This window comes from Paraburkholderia sp. SARCC-3016 (assembly GCF_031119615.1).
In the GTDB taxonomy this organism is placed as follows: Bacteria; Pseudomonadota; Gammaproteobacteria; order Burkholderiales; family Burkholderiaceae; genus Paraburkholderia.
In genome coordinates, this window is sequence record NZ_JAVHZD010000099.1 from 1 (window position 1) to 1,058 (window position 1,058).

Consider the following 1,058-nt stretch of genomic DNA (forward strand, 5'->3'; position numbering starts at 1 on the left):
TGGCATCAAGACGAAATTCATCACCGCGGCCGACTTGATGTTGCAGCTCGAGGCAGCGCGCCGGCAAGAGCGTTACGCATTTACGGTTGCGAAACGCGTACACGGCGCGCGCGAGTGGATCCAGTCGCATCGAATTCTCAACCACGGCGGCAAGGGTATTGATACCGCACCGGAAGTCGACCGGCTCGCGATGCAGATAGACCCGCAGGTCGTCAGCGAAGCGCAGCATCACCGGCTCCTCAATGCGTCGATCATCGCTGTGAGCAGCGCCGTGTCCTGTTGCGTACATTCAAGTTCAAGACTCACCCCGTTGGGCAACTGCGCCACCAGGCGTGACGGCAACGGCGGACGCTGCGAGGGGCGCGTCACTTCACGCGCCCGGGGCATGGGCGTCACAGCCCCGGACGCGGGCAGTCTTGAATTCGCGCGCACCGCGCGCCGATCGGCTACTTCTACTACGGGTACGAATTCCGCCGTGCCCGTGCCGGGCAACTCCACGCAGTCGCTGCGCACCGCCCGCCTGCGATCCAGCAGGATCCACTTGCGCAGCTGGTTGGCGTTCACGCCAGCCTTGAGCGCCAGCCCGGCCACCGACGCGCCGGGCTGCTCGCACGCTTCAATCAGTAGTCGCTTGGCTTCGGGATCGAAGCAGCGCCGACCGCCTTCGTCGATGTGCGTGACTTTAAGGGGAAGGAAATCAAGTTCGTCCGGGGTCATGTTGCGTCCGCAAGTTGAGTGATTGCGGACGCAAGCTTGATCTTCCACCATCGAACACGCTAGGCGGGCAGAAACTATCGCTTACGTTATTCTACCTCATCCCGATTCCCGCGTCATCCCCCCTGGCGAACCGCACATCCCCGGTGCGTCTGCGCTCGCCCTACGGGCTCCCTCCGACGCACACGGATCTGAGTCTCATGAAGCGTCCCAGAGTTGCCGGGCTGAACAGCAATCGCGTCGCACGGCTGTCCGACGCCGCCATCCTGAGGCCGGTCGGAGAAAGTAGACGCCAACATTCCGTAGAATTTGGGAATGGAGGCAAACATGAACCGAATCCCCAA

General features: G+C 62.5%; 1 protein-coding gene and 2 pseudogenes. 1 reads left to right on the forward strand and 2 read right to left on the reverse strand.

Annotation, left to right across the window (positions count from 1 at the left end):
• Positions 1 to 112 (forward strand): annotated as a pseudogene (locus tag QYH69_RS36220) (AAA family ATPase); the annotation flags it as partial.
• Positions 113 to 136: 24 nt separating this feature from the next.
• On the opposite strand, the pseudogene QYH69_RS35865 reads toward QYH69_RS36220, so the two are convergent.
• Together QYH69_RS35865 and QYH69_RS35870 are read right to left on the reverse strand one after the other, a co-directional pair.
• Positions 137 to 289: pseudogene (locus QYH69_RS35865) on the reverse strand (hypothetical protein); the annotation flags it as partial.
• Entirely contained in the window at positions 229 to 717 is a 489-nt protein-coding gene (locus QYH69_RS35870; protein ID WP_308836341.1) for a transposase, read from the reverse strand. The pseudogene QYH69_RS35865 and the gene QYH69_RS35870, both read right to left, overlap by 61 nt.
• Positions 718 to 1,058: the final 341 nt, after the last annotated feature.

Excerpts from the sequence above, each read along its gene's own strand:
- QYH69_RS35870 (WP_308836341.1), bottom strand. The coding sequence starts at position 717 with ATGACCCCGGACGAACTTGATTTCCTTCCCCTTAAAGTCACGCACATC.